This window comes from uncultured Methanobrevibacter sp. (assembly GCF_905235195.1).
Classification (GTDB): domain Archaea; phylum Methanobacteriota; class Methanobacteria; order Methanobacteriales; family Methanobacteriaceae; genus Methanarmilla.
In genome coordinates this window covers 1-11,584 of sequence record NZ_CAJOKH010000070.1, presented here as the reverse complement: position 1 = coordinate 11,584, position 11,584 = coordinate 1, and the positions used below count along the sequence as shown (strand labels likewise).

Below are 11,584 nucleotides of genomic sequence, written 5' to 3'. Positions count from 1 at the left end.
AAGTCTTAAAAATTGCTCATCATATAAATAATATCCAGAATATTCGAATTCTTTATTATGTATTGTTTTTTCATGATTTTTTTGGGACCAATTTCGTATTGTTTGGTAGAATATTTGTATTTCAAGGAATATTTCTAAGTATTTGATTATTTTTCGTAGTGATTGATATCCTATTTTCATTATTTCTGGTATTTTATCAATGATTTCTTGTAAATAATGTTTATTGTTTTTTATTAACGGATTATTATTTATTCCAAATTTTTTGTTGCATTTTTTTGCATTGATATTGGCCTAGAAAATTTTACAGACTCTTTTTTTTATAAAAAATAAATTGAAATTTTTAAAATTAAAAAAAATAGTGATTATATATAAAAATTAAATTTTAAAATTTAAATAAAATTTCTGATTAGATTAATAAATTAAATTTTGAAAATTTAAAAAAAATATTTAATTTCACTAAAAAAAATTATTAATAAGTTATTAAACTTAATAATTTTATTTAAACTGGTCCATTGCACCTGCATATATTAGTGGGAATAAAATACTAGTATCACCAATAACCGTTACAAGATTTGATTTATGCTTAGCTTTAGACCAACTAATTGCCTCTTCAAGTGGAGCGCCACTTAAACTACCTGTTTCAGGCCTATCCATTGTTATCTGAAATCCAGCATCAATACCACCTTTAAGAAGATTACTTGCTAAGGTATAATGTTTAGGAATACCTCCACCTAACATAATAGCCCCTACTTTTTCCCTCTCAAAGACTATATCAGATAAATGATGCATATCCGCTACAACATCAAGGTGAAGATTATGGTCTTGACAGAATATAAATAACTGTAAACCAATCATACTGTCAATAATACCCGGTGAGAAAATAGAAACCCCACATCTTGAAGCATTATAAAGTATGGAATTTTCATCTTCTATACACATTCCAATTTCATATAATAATGTTTCAACAGAAATAATACCTTTATCTTTATCATTATTATATTTTTTAGATATTTTCTTTAATATTCGAGAGAAATTTTCTTCAAATATTTCAAAATCACCTGCTTGTGTATAAACATCTGCAATTCTTCCAATACCTGCATCATTTAAATCTTCATCATTAAAACCTAATTCTTTATAGTGTCTTCCACCAAAAGCCTCAACAAGATCATGAGTTAAGTTTGCACCACTAGTAATAAGAGTGCGTATTTGTTTTTTTCTAATCATATCTACTATAATATTTCTAAGGCCACCTGGAACCATAGGTCCTGCTACAGATAGAAATATTTGCATATCATCATCATTAATCATTTCGACAAGTAAATTTCTAGCTCTTGATACTCTACCTGAACCTAAAACTCCTGAAGAGTCAAATTCATTAATAAGTTCATTAACCGTCATTTCATTTTTTAAATCCATTTGTTTAACTTTATGAGCTTTTAATTTATGATTAACATTTGATGCAAAGTTATTTAAATTATACTCTTCCATCATATCACTTTAATTTAAAATAAATATTAACTAATATATAAAATTGAATTTATTATTTATAATATTTATTAAATTTATTAAAATAATTAAATCTTTTGAATATATAATAGAAAATAAACTTATAAAAATATAATTAAATATTTTGAATATTAATGGAAAAACTTATAAAAATATAATTAAATCCTTAGAATATATAATTGAAATAAAACTTTTATAAATTAAAGAATAATTAAAATAAAAAAAATCATCCCAATTTTTAAAATTATAAGAATAAATTCTAATAATTTTAATATTTTAAAGAAAAATATATATAAATCAATATATATGAATATAATAAATATAATATTATGAATTAAACAAGTGCAAATAGTGATAATATGTCTTTTGTTGATAAAATAAATAAAAAAGGAATTTATAGTGATACTATAGAAGAAAGAATTTACACTATAAAAACTGCTGATTTAAGTTTAGAAAAACTTATTGATATAGCTCATGAAGATAGTTCATGGCAAGTTAGAAGTGCTGCATATATGAGAATAGGATCTGAAGATTATGGATATCTTGAGATAGCTTATTATGATGAAGATATAAACAATGCATCAGATGCCATAAAAAAAATTAAGAATGTGGAATTACTTAATGACTTTTCTATTAAATGTAAAAACTCAAATTTGAGAAAATTAGCAGTTCATAAAATACAAAACTTAGCTACCCTTAAAAAAGTTGCTCGTGAAGATTCAGATGCTCATATACGTACTCTTGCACTTTCAAAAATTAATGATGAAAAAATATATAAATTAGCAGCAATACAAGATAGTGATTTTATCGTAGGAAAATTCGCATTAAGCCATATCACATCCATTGAAGACATTTATTGTATTGCATTAAATAGTAAATGTATGGAAACTCGTTACGTTACAACTGACCTCATTGAAAATGAAGACATATTAGAACAAATAGCAATAAAGGATGATGATATTGATATTGGTATTATTGCACTTGAGAAGATAAATGATTTAGAGAAGTTTAAAAATATTGCATTAAATAGTAATTGTCTAAACACTAGAGGACTTGCAACAACAAAAATTGATGATATTAACGACTTAAAAGAAATAGCAATAAAAAATAAAGACAATGAAATGGGATATATTGCACTTGATAAAATAGAAGATGAAGACATTCTATGTGAAATAGCTCTTGAAGCTAAAAATACAGAATATAAAAATGCTATTATTGATAAAATATATGATGAAGATTTACTTACCTATATTGCACAAAAAACTAATGATGTAGAGGTAATTAAAAATATAACTTGTAAAATCGATGATGATGGCAAATTAAAACAAATTTATGATAATACAGATAATGAAAAAATAAAATTAGAAATAATTAATAAAATAAATAATGAAGATATTTTATATAATATTTACCACTCAGATGAATCTATTAATGTTAAAACCAGTATAATTAAAAAAATTCAAAATGAGGAATATTTAATCACTATTCTTGAAAATACCAAAAATGCTAATATTCGAAAAACAATAGTTGAAAAAATTAGTGATGAAAATACACTTTTAGATATTGCTCAAAATGATCCTATTTGGGAGATTCGTGCAATTGCAAATGAGAAACTAGGTAACGTTAAAGAAGCATTAATTGAGATTTTAAATAATACAACAGACTGTGAACTATTCTACGAGGTATATGAAGAAAGTAAAAATCAAGATATAGAGCTTAGTGATTTTATTTTAAATAAAAAATTCTTTATAGACACCTTACTTTCACCCTATGAGAAAACATTATCTTATTATGAAAAATTAGAAGAAAGATATCCTCAAAAAGAAGAATCAAATTCATCAGACAATAAATTAGGTCTTATCAGGGAACGTCAAAAACACTGCAGAGAGCAAATCACTAAATTTAAAGAAACAATAAATGAAGTTTCAAAAGAAGGCGAAGGGAAAATATTAGCTCTTGCATTAAGTCAGGAAAATTATGAAACCCATAAAATCGTTGTAGAAATGACTGATGATAAAAATATATTAAATGAAATTGCAAGAGATGAAAATGAATTCCCTAGAATACGTAAATTAGCACGTGCAAAAATAGAAGAAATTGATGATATAATAATTGTTTAACTAATAAATTGTTTACTATTAAACCTTTTTATTAAAATTAGAATTATAGTAAATTACTAAACTTTTATTATACTTGTTTATAACTGATTATAATAAAAATATGTAAAACAACAAAAAAAAGATGAAAAAATTAAAAAAAAAGCAATGAAAAGTAAAAATAATACTAATCATTAGTTACAGGAAACTTCTTAAGATTAGTCATAGATTCAATGAGATCTGTTCTTGTAACAATACCTACAGGATTATTATTATCATCTGTAATAATTAATCTTCCAATTTTATATTTATACATAATCTCTACAGCATTTGCAATTCTCATATCCTTATTAACACTTACCACCCTTTCAGACATAAAATCACTTACAGATGCATCTTCCTTATTTTCTGCAATAGCTCTAACAAGATCTGTAACCGTTAACATTCCAACTGCAACATTATCTACAATTATAGGTGCACCATTAATAGTATATTCTGTAAATATTGAAGCTGCCTCACGAATTGTAGTGTTTGGTGATAAGATAATTAAATCTTCAGTTCCTATTTCACTAACAGTTTTTTTAGGAATACTTCTAATGGTACTAGTTTCAACAAGAAGAATATTATCTGTATCGTCACGGCCAACAATTTTACCAATAACTCCAAGATTATTTACTGGTGTTGGACCTATTTTAATAATATCCCCAATATTTAAAGTTTTGATATTTCCTAAAATCTTAATAGCCGCCTCACATTCTGCAGGATGAGGAACACTAGTAAATTCAATTTTTGCAACAGATAATCCTTCTAATTTTTCATTATCCACAACTATTGGAACTTTAGAATCTTGATCAGATACAGGAATATTCAAATTATGATATGCCTCAATTGTAGGTTTATATCCTCCACGAGGACCTGGAACTCCTTTAACATAACCTAAACTTCTTAAAGCTTGCATTTGATTCCTTATTGTTCCAGGATTTCTACCCATCACTTCTGCAATTTGTTCTCCCTTTATAGATTTACATTCAGAAGTTTGATACAAATTAATTAAATTTTGTAGTATTTCCTTTTGTACAAATGTAATCATAAAAATTCCTTCATGAAGTTTATTAAAATTATACTTATTTTCTTTTTTATAATATTAAAACTTTTGTAAAAAATCATGATAAATTATAATTATAATTATAAATTACTAAAATAATCTATAATAAAAACATGCAGATATATTTTTATTATATTAAAAATTAATTATAATTATTCTAATTAAAATAATTATACTATATTTTTTAAATCTATAATAAATAAGCCGAAAAATTAAAAAAATTATATAAAAAATATAATCTATCATTAAAAATAATTATAAATAAAAATTTATAATAACAAATTATCTTTTATAATTTTGATTTTTAGTCAATAGCTAAACATTTAGTATAAATCTTTATGACATTAATATAAAATTAAATAAAATCGTTTTTAAAACAGTTATCTTTACAATTATAACATTTATTTTCGCCACACCATAATGTTAACTTATTTTTTAGCATTCTTTTATATTCTGCCTTAATAAAACCCTTTCTATAACCTAAATCTATACAATCCCACGGCAATTCATCGTCTAAATCATATTTTGGAATATATTTTTCCCATTTGGATAAAGGACTATTAAAACTATGATTCATTATTAAATCCCCAACGTCACTATTTCCACAACTTAGAATATAATCTTTTAAACAATTTTCATTTGAATTAAAATCAAATCTCAAATTAATAGAATAATTAGTATAAGTAATACCCATCATAGTTTCTCCAATACATTCAAGATTCAAATCATTTAATTCCTCTAATAATACATCAATTTTATAGTTAATCAAATCCATATCAAATTGATGCCATTGAAGGGGAGTATGTGCTTTTGGAACTGCAGGAGACACTCTGAAATCTAATTCAAGATTCTTATCAAAATTATCTCGTGTTTTTATAATAGATTTAATATATTTTGCTAAATCAACTATATCTTCATTTGTTTCTTGTGGAAAACCTATTAAGAATAAAAATTTTAAATTAAAACCCATATCAAATGCATTTTTCATAACATAATCTATTTTATCATCAGTAAAATCTTTATTAAGTGATATTCTAATTTTATGAATTGATTCCGGAGCTATATCAAAACTATTTGTCCCTGAATCTTTTAAATCTTGTAACATTTTTCTAGAAATTTTTTCTATCCTTATAGATGGAAGTCCTACATTAAAATTTCTTTTATTGAGTTCATCTATTAATTCAATAAATCTAGAATGATCAGCTATATCAGGCCCTACTAAAAATACTGAGGTTATACCTGTATTTTCACGTGCCTCTTCAGCAATTTCTATTAGTTTTTCTAAAGATGTTTCTCGTGAAGGTTTATATAAATAACCGGCCATACAAAATCTGCATCCATGACTACAACCTCTTAAAACATCAAGTCGAATAGTATTAACAATTTCATTATCTTCATTTTTAACTATAATTGGATTAGTGTTGTGAAATTTTTCATCCATATTATCAATTAAAGCTATTTTTGTATGATTATTAAATTTAGGAATATATACTCCTTGAATATCTAGAAATTCTTTTAAGTGTTCTTTAGGGTTTTCAAATTTTTTAAATTTATCTATTAACTTATTTAATATACATTCACCTTCACCAATACAAAAAATATCTATGAATTTACTTAGTGGTGCAGGATTTGATGTTGTTATTGGACCTCCTATAATAATTAATGGATCATCATTTGTTCTGTTTTCACGTAATATAGGTATATCAGCTTTTTTCAATATTTCAATTATTTTAAAAAAAGCATCTGTATGATGTATAGTAAAACTTATTATATCAAATTTTTTTAAAGATGATTTTGTTTCTAAACTTTTGGTATGAGGATAAATAAATCTTTCACAATAACAATCATTTCTATCATTTAACATATGATATAAAAGTTCAAATCCAGTAGATAAATTAACATTTTCATAAACATCTGGATAAATTAAACCAAATCTAACATCTATATCATCCAAAGACTTTAAAGTAATATTCTCTTCATATAACATAAATGTAATATATTAATTATCTTATATAATTTTTTCTATTATTTTAATTGATTCTTTTAAAAACTTTTGTAATGATAGTTAATTTGCATTATTAACCCACCAAATTTATTTTAAGAAAAAACTTGTTAAATACTTTATATTTTCATTTTTTAAAATGTTTTGAGAAAATTTTTAGAAGAAATTTTCTATATTATTTTTTAGTAGTTGATATTATAGTTTTCAACAAGCTCAAAATCAAGGTTTTTTTCTAATTTGTGAATATATATACGGGCATATATGAGATTCAAAATATTTGAAATAGCTCTTCCAACAACAAAAGCAGTCCATATACCAATTAATCCAGCATGGAAATAAAATACAATAATATACACTGCTGGAATTACACATATTAATTCAGACATTATTGTCCAAAATAAACTCATATAAGCCTTACCTGTTCCCTGATATAAATAGGCAGAAGGTAATCCTAATCCTAAAAATGGGAGACAAAAGGCAGTAATACTAACAAACTGAGAAATACCCTCAGTTAATGGCGGATAATTCGTAGTTACCATAAATATAGAAGCTATTTGATCTGAAAATATGAAAAATATTGCACAAACTAATAATGAAATATTAAAAGCACTAATTGTACCGTAAGTATGGGCACGTTTTAAAAATTTAATATTTTTAGAACCATAAAATGATGAAATAAGAATCACCAATGCATTTGAAATTGATGTAATCGGCATAACCCCTAAAAGATAAATCCTATAACCTGAAGAATATATGGATATACCCAATCCACCACCAACTAAATTAATGAATACATAATAAACCCCTGTTGATAAAGATAAAACAAATAATACTAAAGAAGCTGGAATACCTGTTTTTAAAATGTCTTTTGTGATAAACCAATCCCATTTTGATTTTAAAACCTTTTTTATATTAATTTTAGTAGAAATATCCTTCTTAATGAAAATCCAATAATACATTATCAATCCACTAAGTATTGATGTGAGAATTGTTGATATAGATGCTCCTGCTGGACCTAATTTTAATGTATATATAAATACAGGGTCCAATATTGCATTCAAAATTAATCCGAGTGAAAGAGCATACATAGATCTTTTAGTATCTCCTTCAGCTCTAAGAATGTTTGAAAAAATAATAGGCAATACAAAACCTGTTAAACCTAAAAATAATGGATTAGCATAAGAAAATGCTTCTTTATTTACAAGATAAGATCCTCCATAAATAGATAAATAAGAATTTAAAGATAGAAATAAAACAATGGTTAATCCTATTGAAATAACTATACTAATGACTATAGCCTGACTAGCTACTGTAGAAGCTGAATCGTTTCCATATTCCTCCCTAAAACGATTAATAGTACTGATTATCCCATTACCTAATCCTGTTGCAACACCATTAATTATAGTAAATAGTGGTGTTATCAAACTAATACCAGTAATTGCATTTATTCCTAAACCAGTAATCCACATTCCATCTATTATATTATAAAGTGTGGTTATTATCATTGTAACCATAATTGGTACTGCAATTTTCATTATAGATTCTTTGGGGTCTTCTTTTAAAATATCAGGAGTATTTGCTTCCATGTTATCAACCATAAATTATATCATTAATTAAAAATTTTAAAGTGTAATCATTAGGATTAAACAATAATACAATGTTTAATAATGTAATATTATTGTACAGTAATCTTAACAGTTTTACTAATAGCTTGATAGTAAGGTGTTGTTTTAAATAGGATTTTAGCTGTAAACTTACCCTTAACTTGTAAATTAGTTATTTTAAAATAAGCTATACCTTTAGAATTTGTTTTAACCTGATAAATATGTGGTTTACCATTAATTTTTAATAATAGTTTAGCATTTTTAATAGCTTTACCTTTAATATTTTTTAAAATAACTGTATATTTTTTAATTTTTAAAGATTTTTTAAAATTCATATTTCGAGCAATCAATTTTGTTTTTTCTTTATTAATACTTATTTTAACAGTCTTAGTAATTGTATAATTTTTATTATTAAAAGTAATTAGTATATTATGTCTACCTGCTTTGGCCTTTTTAAGAATATCTGCACTAAATTTAATAGTAGCAATACCTTTAGAATTAGTAGTAGCATATAAATTTTTACCATTAAATTTAAATGATATTTTTAAACCAGTGATGTGTTTATTGTTAACATCTTTCAATATGATAGAATATTTGTCAGCATAATTAATTACAAATGATTTAGATTTAGCTAAAATTTTTGCATTCTGTTTTAAAACAGCAAATTTTACAGGTAAAAATGCTTGAGTATAATTTATCCCACCATTATAATAGACATTAACAGCATAACTACCAACATTTAAATTTGGGATTTCAATAACTGCTATTCCATTATACACTTTTGCAGAATATTCTAAACCTTTAATATCAGCCACATTACCCTCATTTAATGGTTTACCTTCACAAATTACTGAAATATTAATTTTAACATTATCCCCATATTTAATATCATTAATTTCTATTAAATTAAGATTAACTATATATTTTAATATAGAATTATTTTCTAAATTAAAATTATTTGTTCCATCTGTAGCATAATTATCTTGGAATATATTTTGGGAAATATTTAATGTATTAGTAGTGGATATACCTCCTCCAGAATAAGCAGAATTATCTATAAAATTAGAATTTCTAATTATTCCACCACCATAAGTTATAATTGCTCCTCCTTTAATTTGTGCTGTGTTTTTAGTAAAGGTAGAATTAGTAATATTTAGGACATTATTGGATAAAATTGCTCCTCCCTCACTATTAGCAGAATTACCATTAAAAATAGATGATTCTATATATCCTAAGTTTTCTAAGTAGATTGCACCAGCAAAAGTAGCATTATTATGTGTAAATTGAGAATTAGTAATATTAGCTAAACCTTTAACATATAATGCACCACCATTAAAAGATACATAATTTTCAGTGAAAATAGAATCTATTACAGTAGCATTAGATTGGAAATATATAGCTCCACCATCTAATTCACCAGTATTATTAGTTAAATTACAATTTATAACAATTCCATCATTATTAAAGTAAATTCCAGATCCACGGAAGCTTCGTTTATTATTAATAAATTTAGAATTGATTACAATACCACCCTCTTTGAAAAAAATTCCTCCTCCATAAAATGCTTGATTATTATCAAAAACACATGAATCAATAGTAATATTAGAAGTGTTTAGAAAAATTGCACCACCTAAAACATCATTTTTGATTATAGTATCATTGTTATTATTAGTAAATTTTGAATTGATTATAGTGGCATTAACATTTTTATCTATAAAAATTGCAGCTCCTTGCAATCCATAATTATTATCAAAAGTACAATTATCAAATAAGACCTTATAAGCATAATCGATATATATTGCCCCTCCTTTTTCTTTTGCAGTATTATTGATAAAAATTCCTGAAATTGTAAGATTATAAACAGGTTCAATATAACTTAAAGCTTGATAAATAGCAATTGCTCCCCCATTAGATTCTGCAGTATTATTGATAAATTCCCCTTTTATAATATTATTTATAGCTCCTGCATAAAATGTTATAGCAGCCCCATGCTTTACTGTTACTTTATTATTAATTAATTTAGAATCAATAATATTATTAATAGAAATATCCTCAAAATGAATAACACCTATATAAAGAGAAGTATGATTTATAAAAGTAGCATTAATTGTATTATTAGTAGATATTTGACCAAAATAAATAGAACCCTCAGAATTATTAAGGAAATAACCATCTATAATATTATTATTAGCAATACCTAAAAAACCTATTCCTCCTGTTTGGAAAGGATTTATATGATTATGAATGAAATTACCTGAAAAATTACAATGTTCAACAACAGAATTATAATCAAAACATAAGGCAGCACAAGAGCCGGCAGTAACAATATTATATGAAAAATTACCTGAAAATAGACAATAATTTACTTTATCATAGAACATGATTGCACCACCATAATATGTTGCAGTATTATTATAAAAATTTCCACTAAATATATCATTATTTGAAGATTTATTAAAAAGAATTGCACCTCCAGAAACAAAATATCCTATATTATTTGTGAAAACACCGTTAAAAGTATTATTATAAGAATCATCATCTATATAAATAGCCCCACCTTCAAATGAAGCATAATTTCCATTACAAATAATATTCCACAAGTTATTTTTTGTTTTAGAATTTAAATAAATAGCACCACCATGAACTAATGCCTTATTATTAATAAATGAACCAATAAAAATGTTATTAATAACATCCCCATTGAAAAATATTGCTCCTCCATATTCTGCTGAACTATTAGTGAAATTTGCATTAATTGTACTGTTTATTAAATCTGTTTCAAAATTGATGCATCCTCCATATACTGCTGAACTATTAATGAAATTTGCATTAATTGCACTGTTTATTAAATCTGTTTCAAAATTGATGCATCCTCCATTTGTAAAAGAACGAGCATTGATAAATGTTAAACCCGTAATATTCAATGAATTTGCAGTAACATTAAAAATCTGATATTTATCTTCCCCATCAAAAATTACTTCACCATCACCATAATTAATAAAATTTAATCTTTTATTAATAGTTAAATTAAGATTTTTAATACCTTTATATGTTCCAGAGGCAATATATATTGTATCTCCATCATTTGAATGTGTTAATGAACTTTCAAGATTATTAAATGGACTTTCCATTGTTCCATTACCATCTTTATTTTGGCTTCCATTAACATACCAATTTGAAGAAGTATCATAATCATTATTAATAAATTTATTTTCATTTATTTGATTATTATAATTTTCATAATTTGAAGAAGTATCATAATCATTATTAA

General features: G+C 24.5%; 6 protein-coding genes and 1 pseudogene. 1 reads left to right on the top strand and 6 read right to left on the bottom strand.

Annotated elements, in window-relative coordinates; all coding sequences use genetic code 11:
• Positions 1 to 276 (bottom strand): annotated as a pseudogene (locus tag QZ146_RS08020) (hypothetical protein); the annotation flags it as partial.
• Between the two features lie 219 nt (positions 277 to 495).
• A complete protein-coding gene (locus QZ146_RS08015) occupies positions 496 to 1,416 on the bottom strand; it encodes a deoxyhypusine synthase (RefSeq protein ID WP_295723344.1) in 921 nt (306 codons plus the stop codon).
• 449 nt (positions 1,417 to 1,865) lie between these two features.
• On the opposite strand from QZ146_RS08015, the gene QZ146_RS08010 reads away from it, so the two are divergent.
• A complete protein-coding gene (locus tag QZ146_RS08010; RefSeq protein ID WP_295723341.1) occupies positions 1,866 to 3,626 on the top strand; it encodes a hypothetical protein in 1,761 nt (586 codons plus the stop codon).
• 163 nt (positions 3,627 to 3,789) lie between these two features.
• Here QZ146_RS08010 and QZ146_RS08005 read toward each other — a convergent pair whose 3' ends face one another.
• From QZ146_RS08005 to QZ146_RS07990, 4 genes are all read right to left on the bottom strand, one after another.
• Entirely contained in the window at positions 3,790 to 4,692 is a 903-nt protein-coding gene (locus QZ146_RS08005) for a CBS domain-containing protein (RefSeq protein WP_295723339.1), read from the bottom strand.
• A 370-nt stretch (positions 4,693 to 5,062) separates the two neighbouring features.
• Positions 5,063 to 6,694, bottom strand: a complete 1,632-nt coding sequence (locus tag QZ146_RS08000) for a radical SAM protein (protein WP_295723337.1) — start codon at positions 6,692 to 6,694, stop codon at positions 5,063 to 5,065.
• 197 nt (positions 6,695 to 6,891) lie between these two features.
• The gene (locus QZ146_RS07995; RefSeq protein WP_295723335.1) at positions 6,892 to 8,307 is read right to left on the bottom strand and encodes an MATE family efflux transporter; all 1,416 of its coding nucleotides are present in this window, start codon (positions 8,305 to 8,307) and stop codon (positions 6,892 to 6,894) included.
• Positions 8,308 to 8,384: 77 nt separating this feature from the next.
• Positions 8,385 to 11,584 (bottom strand): right-handed parallel beta-helix repeat-containing protein (locus tag QZ146_RS07990; protein WP_295723333.1); only part of this gene is annotated, 3,200 nt, incomplete at its 5' end.